This is a genomic window from Paenibacillus mendelii, from assembly GCF_024498075.1.
Taxonomy (GTDB): domain Bacteria; phylum Bacillota; class Bacilli; order Paenibacillales; family Paenibacillaceae; genus Paenibacillus_Z; species Paenibacillus_Z mendelii.
On sequence record NZ_JANHOF010000003.1, the window covers coordinates 390057 to 408909 of the forward strand.

Consider the following 18853-nt stretch of genomic DNA (forward strand, 5'->3'; position numbering starts at 1 on the left):
TTAGGGTGGAGTTTCAGACGGCTTAAGCCTATACGTATATATTCAAGGAGGAAATGAAATGTCGTCCGGATCTGCGGCACAAGGCGCAGCGGGACAGCTGCTGCGCAACCGTTTTTTTCAAACGGTGATGTTATCGAATGTGTTATTACAAATCGGCATCTGGGTTCGTAACTTTGCTATTCTCATGTTTGTGACGGATAAGACGGGCAGTGACCCGGTTGCCATATCGCTGATTTCATTCGTCGAGTTCGCGCCTATCTTTATTTTCTCCTTTATCGGCGGGACCTTCGCTGATCGCTGGCGTCCGAAACGAACGATGATCTGGTGTGATTTATTGTCTTCCGTATCGGTGTTTGTTGTACTGCTGACCCTTATCTTTGAAGCGTGGGAGGCCGTTTATTTTGCCACATTAGTGTCGGCGATTCTCTCTCAATTCTCCCAGCCTTCTGCCATGAAGCTCTTCAAGCAGCATATTCCGGAGAATCAGCTCCAGACCGCTATGGCGATCTTCCAGACCCTTGTTGCAATCTTGATGGTAGGCGGTCCGGCACTGGGCGTAACGGCTTATCATCATTTGGGCATCAATTGGTCGATTGCCGTCATGGGCATCGCATTTCTGTTATCCGCGCTTGTTCTCGTCCGTATACCGGCCGACCGGCTGGCGGAGAAAGGCGAGGCTGTCAAACGCCGCATTTCACAGGATTTGAAGGATGGATTCCGTTATGTCATGCGAAGCCAAGTGCTTCGTACTTTATGCGGAACGTTTGCGCTTGCTGGTCTGGCGATCGGGATCGTGCAGACGCTAGGTTTGTTTATCGTGACCGACCGGCTTGGCAAGCCAAAGGAATTTCTGCAATTTATGCTGATGGTGAACGGCGTGGCTATGCTGCTCGGGGGCGTCTCCGTCATGGCCCTCGCTAAGCGGTTAACGCCACAGAAGATGCTCGCGCTCGGCATGCTGGTCAACACGATCTGCATGATCAGCATCGGCTTCTCGACCAATGTAACGTTGACCTTGATACTACAGTTTATCAACGGGCTCTTCTTCCCGGTCATCCAGGTCGCCATCAGCACGATGATGCTGCAGTGGTCTGAAGAATCGTACGTGGGCCGCGTGAATGGCGTGCTTAGTCCGATGTTTAGCGGGATGATGGTTACCACGATCGCAACATCCGGTCTATTGCTGAAGGTGATGCCGCTTGTGACGATCTATTCGATCGCCGGCTTGCTGATGCTGGTAGGAGGACTGCTGCTTATCCCGATTTTCAAACACAAAGCACCTGAACATGAACGGTCCGGCACGCCAGCTGCGGCCGGCGTGATGACCCATTGAGGTTTACCTATTAGCTAAGAACAAGCATGATGCCAAGAAACAAAGCAGTAACACCGCTGCCGGCATCATGCTTTTTGCTGTTCGTGTTTTTTTATCTGATTTTTAAACCAATGGGTGGAGATATACGTATAATAATAGAAGGAATTATTGAGCAGACCATTCGAATAAATCGCGTGCATGACCGACAGCGCATCTGCGCTGTCGTTTTAATTATGAAAGGGGAGATACCGCAATGGTAACAGAGTCCGTGAACACAAGATTAATGGACGTTTCGCAGCTGGCCATGGTGCTTGCGATGAGTATATTTTACGCCTTGCTCCTCTTGTTGGCTGTCGTGGTATACAGGAGGTCCGAGAAACAAAGCGAGCCCTTTCTCTTTCTTAAATTGGCCGGTTATCTGTTCCTTGCCGCATTTACCTTCCGGATGAACGGATTTCCGCTGCCCGCCGGTCTAATCATTGCATACGTACTGCATAGACGAGCTGTTTTCAATCGGAAGGCGAAGCAGACGGCCATTCTGTTAGGAGCCCTACTGTTCGTAATCGGTTTGTATCCACTTGATCAGAGCATCGATCGGATGCTGTACTCCCGCAGTGAAATCGCAACGTACCTGCATAAGGATTTAAATCCGGCGGAGGATGGGTTCAATATGATGATATTCACAGGGCAAGAAAGCGCGCTGAATATAGTCACGGAGAAGGAAGCTGAGGGGCTGGAGCTATATGAAGCCATGGCTGAATCTGAAGGAATTGACGCTGTCCCTGGTGAGCTCGGGGAGACGTATTGGTATTTGCAGCTTCATCAGGACCATGATCAGGATCGGTTCCGCCGCATGGTGTTTGAAGTGGACCCGCAAGGACGCTATTTGATTCTGCAAGCTAGGGGAGAAACGTATTCATTCAAGACCTCGGAGCGGTTCCAGGCGCTGTTCCAAACGAAGGTTTCCCAATCCGCCGAATAATAGGGAACCATTCCCTACTTGAATCGTCTACTTGTGAGAGGTGAACGACTTGCAGCAGTTCGACTATTTGAAACATGTGACCGGCGGCTTGGACCGTTCTGCGGTTCTCGATGAACTGATGCGGGAATACGGCAAGGATGTGTGGAACTTTGCTTTCTTCATGACCCGGCAGAGGGAGCTTGCGGATGATATCGCGCAGGATGTATTCGTGAAGGTATACGAGCATCTGTACGAATTTCGGGGACAATCCTCCATCAAGACGTGGCTGCTGGCGATCACGCGGAATAAAGCGAGAGATGCTCTGCGCTCTTCCTGGCTTCGGAAGGTTACGCTCCTGCCGGTATGGTTCGACAGGGATACACATCCTTCGGCGGAACGGGAAACGATGGACAAGCTTGAGATGGAGGAAGTCTGGTCACACGTACTCGAGCTTCCGCGCAAGCTGAGAGAAGCCTTATTGCTTAATAGCCATTATGGGCTCACCATGAAGGAAGCAGCGGAGCTTCTCGGGGTATCGGAAGGCACGGTCAAATCAAGGCTTCATCGCGCGCGCACCGCGGTGAACCGCAAATGGGCGAAGGAGACGGCTGCATGCGGGGAGGAAGAGTGGGTATGAACGGTCCAGAACAGGATTGGGAAGGGCGGCTTGCCGGGAAGCCGCCGATCACGAATGGGTTCACCTCGAAACTTGAACGAAAAGTGAGGGAACGTATTCGTATGCGATCGAATGAACGCAATGAACGCAAATCGCCATTCAGGGCAGTGGCCGCTGTTCTGAGTATCACCCTGCTGCTTGGCTGCGGCTGGTGGTTTCGCGATGATTTGAAGGAGATGATCGGCCAAGGCCAATCCAAGGATGCTTTGGCATCTATCTACAATGATCCGCTAGCTGATCAGGAAGCTACACTGAAGGTTTTGCTTTTGGATTACGTCAATTTCGATAATATTAAGAAGCCGTTCATCATCCGGCATCCTTCCGTTCGAATCGAGACCGCCGTTGCATCAGGTGAGATCCTTCAGGATCCAGCGCGATATTCGGAATGGATTGCAACGGAGAATGCCGACCTTCTTATGCTCCCGATGAATAAATTTATGGAGCTCGCGGCGAGCGGGAAGCTGAAGGCGATTGACTCACTTATCAAGAAAAGTGAGTTCGACTTGGAAGCGATTCATAAGCCGCTGGTTGACCTGCTTCGTATAGCCGGCGGAGGAGAATTATATGGACTGCCTGTAGAATTTGGTGCCCGTTCACTCTTTGTCAACAAGACGCTCTTCGCCAAATATAATATCCCTCTGCCAGATGAGAATGCAACGCTCGATGATATTTTGAAGCTGGCCGCACGATTTGAAGGGAAAGATACTGCGGGGTTAACTACATCTACCAGAGGAAACCCATACGAGCTTGCCCGTATCATCGGACAATCCTCGGGCTTGAAAACGTTAGCCTTCGATAAGGATCGCGTGTCCGCCTTGGTGCAAACCGATGGCTGGGAGCAAGTATGGCAGCAGGTTTCTGACGGCTTCATTGGGGGCTGGATTCAATCCCCCGAGGAGTTGGATTGGAGTAAGGGCAGCATTTCAATGAGTGAAATAATGAAGAACGACCTGTTTGCGCAAGGCAAAGCGGCGATGTCGCTGTCAGACAGCAGTTACTATCATTCGCTTATTGATGAAGAGAACCGCTTGAAGGGGAAGCTTGGTTTCGATTGGATGACCTCGTCCTTCAAGATGGATCCTACCGCAACCAATCAAGCCGAATACCTAGAAACGAATTTCGTCTATGCCATATCGGCCACTACGAATAACGAAGATGCCGCTTGGGAGATGCTGCGATTTACGGCCGGTCCAGAAATTGCAGCCCGGTTCGATCAAAGCAGTCATTATGGAGGTAAACTGCTTGGCCGAGTGTCAGCGATGAAATCACAGCCCAAGGAGAAATGGGGGGGCTTCTATGCGATGCAGCCTAATCCGGCAAACGTCGCAGCAGAGTTAACTCTTCAGACTGACTCGCGTTACGGCGAGGCTGCTAATCTGCTAAGAAAATCGAGCAGTGAACAGTTCCTGAACGTGGTCAAAGGGACGAAGTCGGTAGATCAAGCGCTCGCTGAGCTCCAGACGGAGCTAAATGCCTCGCTGGGGAAGCTCGGAAAGAAGGGTGAATCGCAATGAGGAAGATAAGAGGTTACTCTGGAGCTCTTCTTGCGGTTACGGCGCTCTTCTTCATGGGGCTATTGTCGGGATGTATGGGTGATGATGAGGGCGAGCAAGGAGAGAAATCGCTTAAAATCGCCATCAGTTCGAAGGATTACTATGAATTTGCCTATAAGGATTACATCGAAGCGGCATTCCCTGAATTGAAGGTTGAGCTCATCGAACTAGAGCCGGACTACCAAGTTCAGGTATCGGATGACGATTATATCGAGGCAATCGAGAAAGAGAAACCAGACTTGATCCTAACGTCCAGTTACAGATACGAGCTGCTAACGGAACGCGGGATACTAACGGATCTATCCGTTCGAATGGCGGACAGTGGGATGAAGGAGGATGATTTCTACCCAGGCATGATTGAATGGATGAAGCGGTCAGGCGATGGGAAATTGTACGGACTGGCGCCCGATTTTCAAAGTTCCGCCTTGTACTATAATGCAGATTTGTTCGAGAAGTACGGAATCGATCCGCCACAGGATGGGATGACGCTCGCGGAGGTGTATCAGCTCGGCAGCCGATTCGTCGAGCAAAGTGGAGGGAAGGAAGGTGTAGTCGGCTTCTATCAGCAATATATCAATCAGCCTTACGATATGTTAGATAGCTTCGGGAGCAACGAAGGACTTCGGATGGTCGACTTTGCGAAGGGCCGGATTACGATGGATACGCCATTATGGCGCGACACGCTCCAGACCATGATTAATTTGTATAAGAACGGTACGCTTACATTAAACAGAACAAAAGGCGAAGTGATTGATGGCGTCGTTACGTATGGGAAAGAAGCTGTGGAGGCCGGCGATCTGTTCGGCAAGGGCAAAGCGGCTATGACCGTCGTATATTATAACGATGGAGTGAGATATAAGTTCAAGGCAGGTGCGGTCACACCGCCAGTAAGCTCATCCGACCGGAGTCGTACCAACAGCATCTATGTATTTGAAGCGATGGGGATACCCGCGGGTTCCGCGAACGCAGCAGCGGCTTGGGACGTGATTCGCTTTATGACCAGTGACCATATGGCTAAAGTCAGAGCTGGCCTGAATTCGGGAGAAGGCTTCTCTGTGCGCCGAACGTATACGGAGTATATGCAGGATCCGTTGATCGGAAAGCTGTTTGAGCTGATGCCTGTACAATCTCCCAGGAATTCAAGAGGGAACGTGGATATCCAGAAGTTCAATCCGCTCTTCAATGAGCTTGTTAACCGGGAGGTAGAAGCGGCGATTCTTGGCGAGAAGTCGACAGATGAGGTAATTCGCACGATTCATAAGGAAGGACAAGCCTTGCTGGATGCGGCGACATTGAAAAATTGACCATAGATATACACATGACAAGCCGCCTGCAGTATGATTCTATCGTCGAATCCGTATCCAACAAAATACGTTCGATCTTGCCTGTTTCGCTGCAGTCCCCACTTGTGGTATAGTAAATAAAGATAAAGCCAAGTATGCAAAGGGAGCCGGTTGCCGCCGGTCTCCCTGCGCAATAGCCGCTATTAAGGGCGGTTGGCATGAACGAAGCATTAGCAGCGGAAGTAGGCCGCGTTCCTCGTTACAGGGCGGCCTACTTCTTTTTGTTTTGGTTAAGCACGGTGAAGAGGGTCACGACCAACGTCACGAGTGCAATTAGCAGCGAACCGGCACCGATCATGAGCGCCAATACGTCTTTAACCTCCACGGGCATCACCTCCCTTCAGGGAGAATTTGCCTGGCCGCCCTTGCAAGCCTTTCTATTACTCTTCCATTATACCGAACTTATGTTCGCATTGAAAGCATTCTTTAGGGACGAATTTTCCGTTAGGAAATTTGTCCCTATTTCTGTCGTTTATTATACGCCGCCTTTGGTCTTGATGAAGAACCGGCTGATGGCGTAGTAAGCGGCTCCTCGTACCGCAGACTGATCGTTAAGCTCGGCAAACAGAATTTGCAGCTTTTCTCTATGGTAGGAAAGGCTTCTTCGCGTCACCGTCTCTTGCAGAGATGGGCCAATCCACTGTCTGGCCCGGCTCATCCGGTTCCCGATTATAACGACATCGGGATTGAAGACGTTGACGATGTTCGCAATTCCCGTGCCGAGCGCCGTGCCTATGCGGCTGAATAATTGTTGAACGCGCCGGTCGCCGTCTTCGGCTGCTTGGAGAAGCGCATCCAGATCCGAATAGCCCAGAGGTGCGGCCTGCTCCAACAGGGCATTCTCCGAAGCATACAGCTCCCAGCAGCCATCGTTGCCGCAGCGGCAGGGCTTGCCGTTCATCTCGATGGATAAGTGTCCCAGCTCCCCGGAGTAGCCGGACGCCCCTTTATAGAGCTCCTTGTTCAGAATGATTCCGGTACCGATACCGATGCCGACGCTCACATAAATTTGATGCGCGATGCCGCGTCCAGCGCCGTATTTCTGTTCGCCCTGCGCGCCTGCGTTGGCTTCGTTGTCGATCGTAATCGGCACATCGTACCGCTCCGCGAGCGCCTGCTGCAGCTTGACCTGTTTCCAATCCAGATTCGGAGCGAAGAGAATCATGCCCTGGTCGTCAACGATACCGGGAACGCCGATCCCGATGCCGACAAGACCGTACGGGCTGTCTGGCATGACGTTTCGAAGGCTGTCGATACAAGCAGCGAGCTGCTCGATGACCTTCTGCTGCTGATTCGTCTTCAGCGGCAGCTCATTGTCCATCAGAACGGCGCCTTCAAGATCGGTCAAGACGCAGCGGATATAGTTCACCCCCAGATCGATCCCGATGGCATAGCCTGCACGCGCGTGAAAGATCAGCAGCACGGGCTTGCGCCCGCCGCTGGATGCTCCTTGCCCGATTTCCAGGACCAGCTGATTGTCGATCAAGTCCTGAACGAGGCTGGAGACCGTCGCTTTATTCAAGCCGGTTCGTTCAGATATTTGCGCACGTGACAGAGGGGCATGCTTCAGGATCGCTTCCAGCACGATGGCGGTATTTATTTTTTTGATCATGGCGAGGTCGCCTGTAGGCTTTATTTTCATAGGTGGGATATGCTCCTGTTACGATTATTAGTGAACGAGCGAACACGGCATGTCCGTTATTCATAAAACTTGTGCTGCATCCCTTATAGCGGTGCGATTTTATTTGCATCTTAGTATAGCACAACACTTAGTTTGTTTAATAGACAAACTAAGTATGGTCATGCTATGCTATTCTCAAGCTGCCCCGGAGAGCGCTTGCATAGGAGCACGCCGCAGTGCGAATTGACTTTGTGCGTTGCATGTGAACGTCGCGGGGCACGTACAGTTCAAGGATATGAAGGAGGCCATTATTAAGATGACTTATTTTAAAAACATCGGCAAGATTGCGTATGAAGGCAAAGGCTCGAACAATCCGCTTGCATTCAAACATTATAATCCGCAGGAAATCGTTCTTGGCAAATCGATGGAGGAGCATCTTCGTTTCGCCGTGGCTTATTGGCATACGTTCGTTGGCGCGGGAGCAGATCCATTCGGGGTCGGTACGGCTGTAAGAGGCTGGGACTACACGGATGCGATGGATCAGGCGAAGGCTCGTGTGGACGCGAATTTCGAGTTTCTTCAAAAAATCGGCATTCCGTATTATTGCTTCCATGACCGGGATATTGCGCCTGAAGGCGAGACGCTTCAAGAAACGAATAACAATCTCGACGTGATCGTGGATCTGCTCGAGCAGAACATGAAAGCATCAGGTGCCAAGCTGCTGTGGAACACGGCCAATATGTTTAACAACCCGCGTTTCGTTCACGGAGCAGGCACATCCTGCAACGCGGATGTGTACGCCTATGCCGGCGCTCAGCTTAAGAAATCGCTGGAAGTAGGCAAACGTCTTGGCGCGGAGAATTATGTGTTCTGGGGCGGCCGGGAAGGCTACGATACGCTGCTTAATACGGACATGGCCTTTGAGCTGGACAATTTGGCGCGCTTGTTCCACATGGCGGTCGACTATTCGAAGGAGATTGGCTTCGGTGCTCAATTCCTGATCGAGCCTAAGCCGAAGGAGCCGACGAAGCATCAATATGATTTTGATGCGGCTACAACAATTGCGTTCCTCCGGAAATACGGCTTGATGGATTCATTCAAGCTGAACTTAGAAGCTAACCATGCGACACTGGCCGGCCATACGTTTGAGCATGAGATTCGTGTTGCGGCCATCAACGGCGTGCTGGGCTCGCTGGATGCGAACCAAGGCGACCTGCTGCTCGGCTGGGATACGGATGAGTTCCCAACGGATTTGTATGCCACCACGTTGACGATGTATGAGGTGCTCAAAGCTGGAGGGCTCGGTTCAGGCGGCATCAATTTCGATGCCAAGGTACGCCGCGGATCATTCGAGGACGAGGATCTCTTCCTTGCCCATATTGCAGGCATGGACAGCTATGCTTGGGGGCTGAAGGCCGCCGCGAAGCTAATCGAAGACAATGTGCTGGACGGAATCGTCGATCATCGTTACCGCAGCTTCAAGGAAGGCATTGGCGCCGACATTGCAGCAGGCAATGTAACGCTTCATACGCTGGAGCAATATGCGCTGCAGAACAAGCCGATTAAGAACGAATCCGGTCGCCAGGAGCGCATCCGGCAGAAGTTAAGCGAAGTCATCTACAGCGTATAAAGGAGGCTCCGGCCACAATGTCCTATGTCATTGGGATCGATCTGGGCACAAGTGCGGTAAAGGCGCTGCTGCTAGAACGGAATGGCGAAGTCCGTGCGGAAGCATCGCGCAGCTATCCGCTCTATCACGAGCATTCGGGCTGGAGCGAGCAGCAGCCCGACGATTGGGTTACGGGGACGATTGAAGCCCTGCAGGAATTGATGCAAGTCTCGGGTGCGGGCGCTGATGCGATCGAAGGTATAAGCTTCTCTGGTCAGATGCATGGTCTCGTGCTGCTCGACGGTGAAGGCAACCCGGTGCGCAACGCCATTCTGTGGAATGATACGCGCACAACTGCGGAATGCCGCGAGATTGATGCAGTCCTTGGCGATCGGCTTCTGCGGATAACGCGTAATCCGGCGCTGGAAGGCTTTACCCTCCCTAAGATTCTATGGGTGAAAAAGCATGAGCCGATCGCTTTCGCGAAATCGGAGTTGTTCCTGCTGCCGAAGGATTATGTCCGCTATCGGCTGACGGGCCAGCTTCACATGGATTACTCTGACGCTGCGGGCACGCTTCTGCTGGATATCGCAGGGAAGTCGTGGAGCGCAGAAGTACTGTCCGCGTTCGGACTCGTGGCTTCCTTCTGCCCGCCTCTTGCGGAGTCACATGCATGCGTGGGTACGCTTCTGCCGGAACAGGCCGCGCGCTGCGGCTTATCGGCCGAGACGAAGGTGTTCGCCGGCGGGGCAGACAATGCTTGCGGCGCCATCGGTGCCGGTATTCTGGAGGAAGGGCTGACGATGTGCAGCATCGGCACTTCCGGTGTGATCTTGTCGTATGAGCAGGGCAGCAGCCGGGATTACGAAGGTAAGGTCCATTTCTTCAATCATGGGAAGCAGGAAGCTTTCTATGCGATGGGGGTCACTTTAGCGGCCGGATATTCCTTGAGCTGGTTCAAGAACACGTTCGCGAAGGACGAATCGTTCAACGATTTGCTTGCGGGCGCAGGTGATGTGGAGCCGGGCGCAAACGGCCTGCTGTTCACGCCATACCTTGTGGGTGAACGGACACCGCATGCGGATTCGGTAATTCGCGGCAGCTTTATCGGTATCGACGGCTCGCATGAACGGACACACTTTGCCAGGGCTGTAATGGAAGGCATAACATTCTCGCTCAATGAATCCGTCGACCTGTTCCGCGCAGCCGGGAAGACGGTTGATACGATCATTTCGATCGGCGGCGGGGCCCAAAACCCCGTTTGGCTGCAAATGCAGGCGGACATCTTCAACGCGAACGTTGTCGCACTCGAGAACGAGCAGGGGCCTGGGCTTGGCGCAGCCATGCTGGCCGCTTACGGCAGCGGCTGGTTCGACAGCCTAGACGCATGCGCAGAGAGATTCGTGAAGCGCTCAGCGGTCTATACACCGCAGCCTTCGGCTGCGGCTGCATACGAGGGTTTATTCCGCATCTATCAGCAGGTATATGCACAGACCAAAGCTATGAATGAATCGCTGAAGGAATACCGTCATTAAGCAAATAAAGATAGACGTTAATTAATGCCGTATTCCACGGGTTTCCGACTCGCGGTATACGGCATTTTTAATAGGCTTGCTCTGCTGTCCCTATACCAAGATTGAAACTTAATGCCTCTCGCAGTAGTATAAGGAACATAGTTAGACAGTGACGAATCATCAGATGGAGGGTTTACCATGGACGTTCTTACCGTAGATATCCGCAGGGCAGGATATGAGGAATGCCGCCCCATCATCCAGGACGTCTCCTTCACCGTTGCCGGGGGTGAGCTTGTGGGCTTGATAGGGCCGAACGGTGCAGGCAAAAGCACGACGGTCAAGTCACTCCTGGGCTTGCTGCGGCATGTGGACGGAACGGTCACCTTCGCGGGAGAAGGCAGCCGATACGCGTATGTTCCGGAGCAGCCCGTGCTCTATGAATACATGACCTTGTGGGAGCATCTTCAACTCGCCGCTTCGGCATTCGGTCTGGATGAGCAGACCTTCCTCGATCGGGCTACCGTGCTGTTGAAGCGATTTCGAATGCTGGGCGACCGGGACCGGCTGCCAACCGGCTTCTCGAAGGGGATGCAGCAGAAGATGATGCTCATTATCGGCTTCATGCTGGAGCCGGATGTCTATGTGGTGGACGAGCCGTTCGTCGGTCTTGATCCCCGGGCGACGAGGGACTTCCTCGAACTGCTGGAATCCGAGAGACAGCGCGGCGCGGGCGTTCTCATGAGCACACACGTGCTGGATACCGCAGAGCGGATCTGTGACCGGTTCCTGCTCGTTAACGAGGGTTCTGTCGTCGCGCAAGGCACGCTGGATGATGTAAGGCTGCAGGCTGCCTGCGCGAAGGACGCAACGCTGTTCGATTGCTTCTATGCCCTGACTTAAATTCAACCATCAGGCCAGTCAGGGTGCATAATAAAATAGGAGGACGGCAATGGAACAAGTAACGGAACGAACCGGCAGCCTAAACTGGTCCAGCGGCAAGTTATTCCGACGCCGTCTAAGCCGGTATTGGCGTGAGCAGTGGCGCGTGTGGCGTACGGTTCTGGATTGGACGGTATGCCTCTATATTGTACTCCCCGCCCTCTGGATCGGAGGGGGAATGTATGTTGAGCTGTGGAATGAACCTGCCTCATGGATGAATCAGATCCCCTTGTGGACGATAAGGCTGCCGGCGCTCCTGATCATCAATTTAGGCATTCTCCGTACGTTTGCCGAAGAAGCGGATGTGCTCTTCTTGCTGCAGAAGCCGGATTGGAGGAAGGGGCTAATTCTGCGCGGTATATCGTATACCGCTGTAGGACGCGGACTCATTATTGCGGTGCTCTACGCGTTAATGCTCCCGTTCCTAATCATCATACATAAGCTTTCCTGGATGTCTGTCGCAGAGATGATTATCGTCACATGGCTGTGGGCGATCATCGGGAGCCTCTGCCGCAATCTGTTGGATGGACGCTACCGTGGCTGGCGAAGAATGGTATGGAAGGCCGCGGCAAGTGCGCTTCTATCCGCTTCTTATGTTATCCCGATCTTTCTCTTTGCTCCGCAAGGTATTCATATGGTATGGCAGCCGGCTGTCGGCCTGCTCCTGATCGTAGGTCTAATCCCGCAGAAGCTTCGTGCCCGTGACACCTTCGAGTCGGATGTCCAGCAGGAGCATCGCGCGAGACTTGCGAGCACAGAGCTGCTGCTCAGTCAGGTCATTGAACGGAAGCCTAGGATAAAAATGAATAAGCCTATCATCCTGCGAAGCTCGAAACGCTTGTTCCAATCGTTCGATCCGGCCACGATGCTGGCAGAGAATACGATCAAAACCTTCCTGCGGCGTCTTTCGCTCATTCGGATATGGCTCAGTTTCTTCGGGATTTCGACAATGGCGATGCTGTTGTCGCCTTTGTGGGTGAAGGTACTCCTGTTGATTCTGCTGCCGCTGCTCGTGTCGCGGTGGGTACAGTCTTTATGCGATAACTTTGTTCATGAACCGTTTATTGAACAGTTTCAATGGGCGGACCTCGTTCGGAAGCAAATGGCCGAGAAGGTTCGGTTCTGGCTCGTTATTCCTGTCGCCGTTGTACTCGGTCTTGCAGCAGGGCTGCAGATGTTTGGCGTATGGGGGATTGCGGCAGGTGCGGCAGCGGGCTTGTACTGGTGGAAGGCCAATGAAATCATGTCGGACATTCTCATGCTGAAATCGCGAAAGAAGGGCACCGTGTAATGTGCCGGTCATCCAGCGGACGCTTCTTGGGTGTATGAACTGTCAAGAATAGGGAACCCTACCTTTGATGGAAGCATTTTACCGGAAAGGGGATGGCCGCATATGGGACAAAATACAGCTCTGCTATTTCAGTTCGCCGAGACTTCATCTGCCTCGCTTGCGGCGGATACGCTCAGGGAGCTCGGCTACGAGCCCAGCTTTCATAGCGGGTATGAGCTTCATATCCACTTGGATGGCAGCGATCTGACCACTGCGCTTGAGATAGCCCAATCGCATGGAGGCGTGCTTGCCAGCCAGTCCTCGATCGAAGAAGGAACGCTATCGAATACGACTTACAGTCTGGACGCCATCCCGATTCCTGCCCATGTTGTTAATGAAGACCTCATTGCTCAGGAAGCAGAAGCAGATGCAGATGCGCCGTACCTGCATAACCATGATGACGATGCCTCCGAATCCGAATGGTTCCAACCGGATGAAGGGGCATACAATCATTTTTCCGGGGATGTTAGAGCCTAGTACCTAATTTCAGAATCAGGCAGCCTTATACAACAAATCCCCGATCTGCTCTTCGAGCATGACCGGGGATTTGTTGTGAAACTTAGCGTTTCTTTCTGGAACGTGTTTTTTTCTTCGCTTTCGAACCGGAGAGCTGGAACTGCATGTAGTTGCTGCCGCCAGTGTTGTTGTTGTTGTTGTTGTTGCCGGTTTCTTCTCTCTCAATATATTGGAAGCAGTGTTGGTATACCGGTACATAATGGCGGCGGTTTACGATTTCGACTGGATGTATGACTTGAACTAACTGCGGATAGAAGAAGTCTCGTTCGATTCTGACCGGAGGATCAAAGATCGTAGCGGTCGGACATATCGGGTGACAGGACATTGCAGGGCTCCTTTCACTTTAGACTACTATATGATATGAAAGTAGCAGGGACAACGCTTGTGTACTTGCCTTCATGGACATTCGTTTAATGGTGGCTTGCTGCGCTCTTGCCTGCAAGGTAGCCCGTCGAGAAGGCTGCTGTAATGTTATATCCGCCCGTATAGCCGTGAATATCCAGAATTTCACCGCAAAAAAATAGGCCGTTTACTAGTTTGGACTCCATCGTTTTGGGGTCTACCTCCTTGAGGTTAACCCCGCCTCCCGTAACGAAAGCTTCTCTTAATGAAAGTGTTCCATATGCGCGAATAGGGAAAGCCTTCATTTGTTTCGCAAGAGTCATCCAGGCTTGCCTTGGAATATTGTCATAGGTAAGCGTCTCCGTTAACTCCGCGGCTTGGAACAAGAGGGGAAGGAGACGTTCGGACACATAGCTCTTGAGCACATTTTTAATGGTCTTTTTGGACTCCATTTTCGCGGCATGCAAAGTCTCGGCATAGATTTCGTCCACGCTTTTATCCGGCAAGAGATCGACGGTAAGCAGGATGTTGCCGGCCTCATACTGCTTCAACGCCTTAACGACGAATTGACTGCAGCGCAGTACGGCAGGTCCGGAAATACCGAAGTGCGTAAACAGCATGTCCCCGCGATGCTCGATAATTCGCTTGCCCTTCGGATTCCATACGGATAGAGCGATGTCCCGCAGGGACAGACCTTGAAGCTCTTTCGATTGAATAAAGGGCTCATTAGAGGTAATTGGCACCTCGGTCGGGAATAGTTCAGTAATCGAATGTCCGGCCTTCATGGCCCATGGATATCCGTCTCCGGTGGAGCCTGTCTGGGGAACGGACTTCCCTCCGGAAGCGATAATGACATGCTTGCTGTAGAGAACATCACCGGACTTCAGGCGTACACCGGCAACATGGCCATTGGAGTAAAGAACTTCATCGACGGGGGAGTTGACCCTGATCGTGACGCCTTGCTTGCGCACTTGATTGATGAGCGCATCCACAACGGTCTTGGCCTTGTCCGTTACAGGGAACATGCGCCCGTTATCCTCCTCTTTTAGCGCGATCCCCAAATTCTCGAAGAATGCGATAATATCCTTGTTGCCAAAATTCGATAGGGCGCTATATAGAAATCTGCCGTTTCCGGGAATGTTCTTAATCAATTCGTCAATTTCTTTATTGTTCGTGACGTTACATCTTCCGCCGCCAGAGATGCCCAGCTTGCGTCCGAGCTTGTCCCCTTTGTCCACAAGAATAACGTTGCCCCCGTTTTCGCTGGCAGCGATGCTGGCCATTAGGCCTGCAGAACCACCACCAATGACGATTACATCAAAAATCATATGATTTAAGCTCCTACATGTTCATATTTTTGGAAATTCATCTTGAATGCGAGCGAGATTAAACGCATCGAAAGACTCTGGAAATCTTTGTTTGTATCCGTTTGTCTGCATATAATTGCTATTAATCATACTATCCCATCGAGTTATGGTCTACTCTAACGAGGAAGTAAAAATATGTATTTATTTGTACAAGCTTTAGTTGTATAGTAGTGGTAAAGACAACCTATGGTGAGCTGCAGGGGGACCCAATGACGACTTTTTTTATTGATTTTATTGTAAATGTGTCTGAGACAATTGCTCTATTTTGTCTCTTGTTATCGATTTTCTTATTTCCAATTCGTTCATATGGTACACAGATGCTATTTACATCCATAATAATGGGGCAAACTTCTTATATTGTAAGGGAAGTTTTCCATCTAGACAATTTAACGCCGCTCTTTATGCTCGGATGGATGATTATCCTAATCTGGCTTTTGTTCCGGGTTCATCTCTTCTACGCATTGCTGATGGCGGTAACCGGTTATTTTGTGTACGTTGCGGTTCAAATGGTCTTTATATTCGTCATCCAATGGTTGATTGGCGTGGAGAATTTAACAACTGATTTCTATTATCAGAAGATGCTTCAAGTCATCTGTTCCCTTATAGCTTTATTCACCTCCTATATTTTATCAAAAAAGAGAATCGGTTTTTCTTTCGTACCCGACCGCAGTCATGCAAAAGTGCCTTTAATCGGCGTGAATCGCGCGCTGCTTCATGTGCTGATCGTATCCAGTGTTATTATTATAGGAATCGCCTACACAGGCTTCGAGGGGAAATTGCAATTCGCCGTTTCGGCAATTTCCGTTATCACCATTATATTAATCATTGTCCAATTGTCCTTGTGGAAGGAGCGTAAAGAATGATAGATTCACTTTCAGAGCGTATTAGTTTGAGGATCTATGAGCTGAACGATAAGAAGAACGTCAGCCAGGCCGTAATGAAATATGCGCTTGTATCTGTTTTTACCAATACCATTACTTTCGTTCTTTCCCTAGTTATCGGCATCTTAGCAGATGCATTTGTAGAGACGATAATCGCAATGGCTTTAATTGCCTTATTACGAACGCTATCCGGTGGGTATCATCTTCAATCGGCCGTCCTTTGCATCGTTGTCTCTACTGCCGTAATTACGGTCATACCCTTTATCCCCATAAATACGACAATGGTACTTGTGTTGACCTTGATCGCCGCCATCCTCAACATCATCTACGCACCATCCCGTTTACGGGGCGTGACTAGATTGACAGAGAAGGCACTTCAGGTCAGAAAATGGCTGGCCGTTGCCATTATCCTAAGTAATCTCGTAATCTCTTCAGATATAGTATCTCTTGCGTGCTTTGTACAAGCGATTACGTTGATTAGTAAATCCAGAGGGGGGTGAATATATGAAAACCAAATTTGCACGCGTTATGGCTACTGCGCTTGGCGGTCTTGCTGTAGTATTTGTTTCCACTGCCTGCATCTGGGTTGGCCATCGTCCTGAGACTCCAGCTGAGCTATTGCAGAAGTAATAAACTAGGGCTGCCGCTTATGGCGGCGGCCCATCTTCCAACAAGGAAACGCTTTGGAGTGTAGGCTATGAAAATTCCCGTTACCCGAGACAAGAATAACGATACGCCGATCTTTATGCTGGATACGGCGGATATTCTATATATCCAAACCGATGAAGGCACCATCGTGTTTCAAACGGCGAGTGAAAGTTTCTACCCTCTGGCGCCCTCTCTATCTACCTATGTGAAACATCTGGAGCAGCACGGCTTTCATAAACTTGACCGCATCAATCTCGTCAATAAGAATAAAATTGTAGCCTACGACCATGATCACGGGAAGGTTTTTTTCGAATCCGTTGATGATAAGCAAGGAAAGTCGACAACAGTGGCTTTTATGCATAGAAGCAAGCTGCGACAAGACATCGAAAGATGGATCGACGAGAACATTAATAGATCGGATACATAGGGAGTCGCCGGAAAGTATATTCCGACGGCTTTTTTCTACTGATGGCTGCTTTTCTCTCGTTGTAAAAATTAGTTTACTATGTTTTAATCGGATATAATGGGAATTATTTGTCGGAAAAGATCGGGGGGAGATTCGTATACTTGTGTGGAAGCAAACGCTCTTGCAAGTCTTTGTCGCCTTGATGCCCGTTTTCACTTTTCAGATCTGGTACGAACGTTCTAAGACTCGTATAGCTATCCCCTATGTATTCGGCTTTCTATGCTTAATCTCATTGCTGGTTAGCTTTGCCGTATGTGCAAATATGGAACCGTACCACATGGATTATTGCCTAGTACCGCTTCTTGTTGGATCTCTGTATGGCGGGATTTATGTAACCTTCGCGCTCGTCTTTACGTATGTTACGTTACAGCTCGCTACAGGAGATGGGATATGGATTTGGGTGGAGCTTGGCGGAGTGCTGTTGATTATGCTGCCCGTTCTTCTGGCTGCAGCACGGCCATTCCAACAAGCGGATCGGAAGGGCAAGCAGCGACTTGCGTTAGCGTCAGCGGCTGTGATGATGTTTATCGAGTCCGGGGTATTCCTGAGCTATCGATATATGGAGCAGTTTGAAATATCAGCCTCGCATATTTTGTTACTACTGCTAAACGCAGGCTACTATTTGATAGTGACATGGGTCATCGTCTTCCTTGTCGAGAATTTTATAGAGAAACAGCACCTCCAGAAAAAACTAGAGACGATCTCGGACAATTACCGGATTGAAGTGCAGAAGATGCAGCAATTCATTGACAAAATGCCTCTGGGCGTCCTGTTCATCGATCAGAATGGAAAGATTTCGCATATCAATGAGATGGCCATTGTTACTTTGCAGCATAAAGTGTCAGGCAAAGAGCGGGAAGAGCTGCTTGGCAAGCCGTATACGGTTTTGGATGATGGAATGGAGCACGCCTCGGTAAGCAAGCAGCTGCACCAAGCTTTGAACGGGAATCAAACCTCGTCGGAGTATATACATGAGCAGGGAAAGATTTATATGCAAACGGGGATAAGTGTTCGTGACATGGAAAACAATAACATTATTGGAGCGGCCATCATCTCGCATGATATCTCGGAATTAAATCGCCTGCGGGACGAGGTTGGACGTATGGAAAGACTTAGTCTCGTTGGTCAAATGGCTGCAAGCATTACACACGAAATCCGCAATCCAATGGCCGTTATTCGCGGCTTCGTCCAACTTATGCGTGAGCGCAGTCCCGAGCATCAGCAGGAGTATTTTCGGATCGTCATGGAAGAGCTTGACCGGGCAAATGGAATCATCAACGATTTTCTCTCGCTAGCCCAGAACCGTATTATTGAGAAGGAAAGCTGTTCTCTTCATGATATTATTAATGATCTGATGCCGCTGCTGCTGGCGGATTCGAATATGCGCGGGCAAACAATCGAGCTCGAGCTCGATGAATATATGCCGAGAATGATGTTGAATGCAAAGGAAATGAAGCAGCTCATCTTAAATTTAGCCCGGAACGGAATGGAAGCGATGGATCACACCGGCGTATTGAAGGTATATACCAGCGTTACAAATGATCATGTTGAGCTTCGAGTGACCGATAACGGATGCGGGATTCCTACTGAACAGCAGGAACGGCTGTTTGAGCCGTTCTACACCACGAAAGCACGCGGAACAGGTCTTGGCTTACCGTTATGTCTGAGCATCGTGGAACGTCATGGAGGTCAGATCAGGGTTGAGTCTACGGAAGGAATCGGTACCGCTTTCATTGTTACATTCCAGCACAATGCAGTTGTATTACGTTAACCGA

General features: G+C 50.5%; 19 protein-coding genes. 15 read left to right on the forward strand and 4 right to left on the reverse strand.

What is annotated here, in order from left to right; genetic code table 11:
- Positions 1 to 58: 58 nt before the first annotated feature.
- The 5 genes from NNL21_RS12445 (at position 59) to NNL21_RS12465 (ending at position 5806) form a co-directional block, all read left to right on the forward strand.
- Positions 59 to 1333 (forward strand): MFS transporter, encoded by a 1275-nt coding sequence (locus NNL21_RS12445; RefSeq protein WP_204819300.1) that lies wholly within the window; start codon positions 59 to 61, stop codon positions 1331 to 1333.
- A 232-nt stretch (positions 1334 to 1565) separates the two neighbouring features.
- Entirely contained in the window at positions 1566 to 2294 is a 729-nt protein-coding gene (locus NNL21_RS12450; protein WP_204819301.1) for a hypothetical protein, read from the forward strand.
- Between the two features lie 40 nt (positions 2295 to 2334).
- Complete coding sequence (locus tag NNL21_RS12455) at positions 2335 to 2910, forward strand: RNA polymerase sigma factor (protein ID WP_256555191.1); 576 nt, start codon at positions 2335 to 2337, stop codon at positions 2908 to 2910.
- The gene (locus NNL21_RS12460) at positions 2907 to 4463 is read left to right on the forward strand and encodes an ABC transporter substrate-binding protein (RefSeq protein WP_204819302.1); all 1557 of its coding nucleotides are present in this window, start codon (positions 2907 to 2909) and stop codon (positions 4461 to 4463) included. Before NNL21_RS12455 ends, NNL21_RS12460 begins: the two co-directional genes overlap by 4 nt.
- A complete protein-coding gene (locus NNL21_RS12465; RefSeq protein WP_204819303.1) occupies positions 4460 to 5806 on the forward strand; it encodes an ABC transporter substrate-binding protein in 1347 nt (448 codons plus the stop codon). The genes NNL21_RS12460 and NNL21_RS12465 overlap by 4 nt, the downstream gene beginning before the upstream one ends.
- A 250-nt stretch (positions 5807 to 6056) precedes the next feature.
- On the opposite strand, the gene NNL21_RS12470 is transcribed toward NNL21_RS12465, so the two are convergent.
- Positions 6057 to 6176 carry a putative holin-like toxin gene (locus NNL21_RS12470; protein ID WP_305880772.1) on the reverse strand — a complete coding sequence of 40 codons (120 nt, stop codon included), beginning with the start codon at positions 6174 to 6176 and terminating at the stop codon, positions 6057 to 6059.
- A 144-nt stretch (positions 6177 to 6320) separates the two neighbouring features.
- The gene (locus NNL21_RS12475) at positions 6321 to 7487 is read right to left on the reverse strand and encodes an ROK family transcriptional regulator (RefSeq protein WP_204819304.1); all 1167 of its coding nucleotides are present in this window, start codon (positions 7485 to 7487) and stop codon (positions 6321 to 6323) included.
- A gap of 295 nt (positions 7488 to 7782) precedes the next feature.
- On the opposite strand from NNL21_RS12475, the gene xylA reads away from it, so the two are divergent.
- From xylA to NNL21_RS12500, 5 genes are all read left to right on the forward strand, one after another.
- Positions 7783 to 9096 carry a xylose isomerase gene (xylA, locus tag NNL21_RS12480; RefSeq protein WP_204819305.1) on the forward strand — a complete coding sequence of 438 codons (1314 nt, stop codon included), beginning with the start codon at positions 7783 to 7785 and terminating at the stop codon, positions 9094 to 9096.
- A gap of 17 nt (positions 9097 to 9113) precedes the next feature.
- Positions 9114 to 10610, forward strand: a complete 1497-nt coding sequence (gene xylB, locus NNL21_RS12485) for a xylulokinase (protein WP_204819306.1) — start codon at positions 9114 to 9116, stop codon at positions 10608 to 10610.
- Positions 10611 to 10787: 177 nt separating this feature from the next.
- Positions 10788 to 11489 carry an ABC transporter ATP-binding protein gene (locus tag NNL21_RS12490; protein WP_204819307.1) on the forward strand — a complete coding sequence of 234 codons (702 nt, stop codon included), beginning with the start codon at positions 10788 to 10790 and terminating at the stop codon, positions 11487 to 11489.
- A gap of 49 nt (positions 11490 to 11538) precedes the next feature.
- Complete coding sequence (locus NNL21_RS12495) at positions 11539 to 12819, forward strand: ABC transporter permease (RefSeq protein ID WP_204819308.1); 1281 nt, start codon at positions 11539 to 11541, stop codon at positions 12817 to 12819.
- Positions 12820 to 12921: 102 nt separating this feature from the next.
- Positions 12922 to 13335 (forward strand): hypothetical protein, encoded by a 414-nt coding sequence (locus tag NNL21_RS12500; protein WP_204819309.1) that lies wholly within the window; start codon positions 12922 to 12924, stop codon positions 13333 to 13335.
- 82 nt (positions 13336 to 13417) lie between these two features.
- On the opposite strand, the gene NNL21_RS12505 is transcribed toward NNL21_RS12500, so the two are convergent.
- Together NNL21_RS12505 and NNL21_RS12510 are read right to left on the reverse strand one after the other, a co-directional pair.
- Positions 13418 to 13699, reverse strand: a complete 282-nt coding sequence (locus NNL21_RS12505; RefSeq protein WP_204819310.1) for a hypothetical protein — start codon at positions 13697 to 13699, stop codon at positions 13418 to 13420.
- 85 nt (positions 13700 to 13784) lie between these two features.
- The gene (locus tag NNL21_RS12510; RefSeq protein ID WP_204819311.1) at positions 13785 to 15044 is read right to left on the reverse strand and encodes a BaiN/RdsA family NAD(P)/FAD-dependent oxidoreductase; all 1260 of its coding nucleotides are present in this window, start codon (positions 15042 to 15044) and stop codon (positions 13785 to 13787) included.
- Positions 15045 to 15496: 452 nt separating this feature from the next.
- On the opposite strand from NNL21_RS12510, the gene NNL21_RS12515 reads away from it, so the two are divergent.
- From NNL21_RS12515 to NNL21_RS12535, 5 genes are all read left to right on the forward strand, one after another.
- On the forward strand, positions 15497 to 15946 hold the full coding sequence (locus tag NNL21_RS12515; protein ID WP_204819312.1) for a hypothetical protein: 450 nt from the start codon (positions 15497 to 15499) through the stop codon (positions 15944 to 15946).
- Positions 15943 to 16464 (forward strand): accessory gene regulator B family protein, encoded by a 522-nt coding sequence (locus NNL21_RS12520; protein WP_204819313.1) that lies wholly within the window; start codon positions 15943 to 15945, stop codon positions 16462 to 16464. Before NNL21_RS12515 ends, NNL21_RS12520 begins: the two co-directional genes overlap by 4 nt.
- A 4-nt stretch (positions 16465 to 16468) precedes the next feature.
- Entirely contained in the window at positions 16469 to 16594 is a 126-nt protein-coding gene (locus NNL21_RS12525; protein WP_204819314.1) for a cyclic lactone autoinducer peptide, read from the forward strand.
- 67 nt (positions 16595 to 16661) lie between these two features.
- The gene (locus tag NNL21_RS12530; RefSeq protein WP_204819315.1) at positions 16662 to 17039 is read left to right on the forward strand and encodes a LytTR family transcriptional regulator DNA-binding domain-containing protein; all 378 of its coding nucleotides are present in this window, start codon (positions 16662 to 16664) and stop codon (positions 17037 to 17039) included.
- 316 nt (positions 17040 to 17355) lie between these two features.
- Entirely contained in the window at positions 17356 to 18849 is a 1494-nt protein-coding gene (locus NNL21_RS12535; protein ID WP_204819316.1) for a two-component system sensor histidine kinase NtrB, read from the forward strand.
- The last annotated feature ends 4 nt before the right edge of the window (positions 18850 to 18853 follow it).

Bases quoted from the DNA above. Each gene is read 5' to 3' on its own strand.
- NNL21_RS12445 (WP_204819300.1), top strand. From the start codon at position 59: ATGTCGTCCGGATCTGCGGCACAAGGCGCAGCGGGACAGCTGCTGCGC.
- NNL21_RS12450 (WP_204819301.1), top strand. From the start codon at position 1,566: ATGGTAACAGAGTCCGTGAACACAAGATTAATGGACGTTTCGCAGCTG.
- NNL21_RS12460 (WP_204819302.1), top strand. From the start codon at position 2,907: ATGAACGGTCCAGAACAGGATTGGGAAGGGCGGCTTGCCGGGAAGCCG.
- NNL21_RS12465 (WP_204819303.1), top strand. From the start codon at position 4,460: ATGAGGAAGATAAGAGGTTACTCTGGAGCTCTTCTTGCGGTTACGGCG.
- NNL21_RS12470 (WP_305880772.1), bottom strand. From the start codon at position 6,176: ATGCCCGTGGAGGTTAAAGACGTATTGGCGCTCATGATCGGTGCCGGT.
- NNL21_RS12475 (WP_204819304.1), bottom strand. From the start codon at position 7,487: ATGAAAATAAAGCCTACAGGCGACCTCGCCATGATCAAAAAAATAAAT.
- xylA (WP_204819305.1), top strand. From the start codon at position 7,783: ATGACTTATTTTAAAAACATCGGCAAGATTGCGTATGAAGGCAAAGGC.
- xylB (WP_204819306.1), top strand. From the start codon at position 9,114: ATGTCCTATGTCATTGGGATCGATCTGGGCACAAGTGCGGTAAAGGCG.
- NNL21_RS12490 (WP_204819307.1), top strand. From the start codon at position 10,788: ATGGACGTTCTTACCGTAGATATCCGCAGGGCAGGATATGAGGAATGC.
- NNL21_RS12495 (WP_204819308.1), top strand. From the start codon at position 11,539: ATGGAACAAGTAACGGAACGAACCGGCAGCCTAAACTGGTCCAGCGGC.
- NNL21_RS12500 (WP_204819309.1), top strand. From the start codon at position 12,922: ATGGGACAAAATACAGCTCTGCTATTTCAGTTCGCCGAGACTTCATCT.
- NNL21_RS12505 (WP_204819310.1), bottom strand. From the start codon at position 13,699: ATGTCCTGTCACCCGATATGTCCGACCGCTACGATCTTTGATCCTCCG.
- NNL21_RS12510 (WP_204819311.1), bottom strand. From the start codon at position 15,044: ATGATTTTTGATGTAATCGTCATTGGTGGTGGTTCTGCAGGCCTAATG.
- NNL21_RS12515 (WP_204819312.1), top strand. From the start codon at position 15,497: ATGATTATCCTAATCTGGCTTTTGTTCCGGGTTCATCTCTTCTACGCA.
- NNL21_RS12520 (WP_204819313.1), top strand. From the start codon at position 15,943: ATGATAGATTCACTTTCAGAGCGTATTAGTTTGAGGATCTATGAGCTG.
- NNL21_RS12525 (WP_204819314.1), top strand. From the start codon at position 16,469: ATGAAAACCAAATTTGCACGCGTTATGGCTACTGCGCTTGGCGGTCTT.
- NNL21_RS12530 (WP_204819315.1), top strand. From the start codon at position 16,662: ATGAAAATTCCCGTTACCCGAGACAAGAATAACGATACGCCGATCTTT.
- NNL21_RS12535 (WP_204819316.1), top strand. From the start codon at position 17,356: ATGGATTATTGCCTAGTACCGCTTCTTGTTGGATCTCTGTATGGCGGG.